Origin of the sequence: Thermus aquaticus, assembly GCF_001280255.1 — a bacterium.
GTDB classification, from domain to species: domain Bacteria; phylum Deinococcota; class Deinococci; order Deinococcales; family Thermaceae; genus Thermus; species Thermus aquaticus.
Window position 1 is genome coordinate 1 of the sequence record NZ_LHCI01000045.1, and the last position, 556, is coordinate 556.

Genomic DNA, 556 nt, shown 5'->3' on the forward strand with positions numbered 1-556 from the left:
GGCTGAAGGGCACGGGTCCGGATGGCACCATCGTGGAGCGGGACATCCTGGCCTTCCTGGCCAAGGTCATGGCCGGGGAGGTGGACCTCCCCCCCATGCCGGAATCGCCCCCGCCCCTGCCCCCCGAGGAGGAGCTGAAGCGGGCCCAGGCCGCTCTGGAAAGGGAAGGGGTGGACCTTGCCGAGCTCATCCCCGAGGCCCCCAAGACCCCCACCCTGCAGGTGGAGGAGGTCCCCGAGGAGGAGCTCGCCCTGGACTTCCCCGAGATAGACCTCCTGGACGAGGAGCCCCTCTTCCTCCCCGAGGAGGAAGAGGCCCTCGAGGCCTGGGAGGAGGACCTTTTGGAAAGGCCCCTCCCCGAGCCCCGGCAAGAGGAGCTTCAGGAGGCCGCCCAGGAGGCCCCTGAACCCGAGGCGCCTCCCGCCCTCGAGGAAGCCCTCCCCACCCAGGAGATCCCCCCAGGCCCTCTCCTGGGGGTGGCCCCCGTGCCCGCGCCCGCCCAAAGCGCCCCCCTTCGGGTCTTCCGCCGGAAGGTGGACCAGACGCGTCTAGGGGA

1 pseudogene is annotated in these 556 nt (G+C 71.6%); it reads left to right on the forward strand.

Annotation, left to right across the window (positions count from 1 at the left end):
• A pseudogene (locus BVI061214_RS13065) lies at positions 1 to 556 on the forward strand (E3 binding domain-containing protein); the annotation flags it as partial.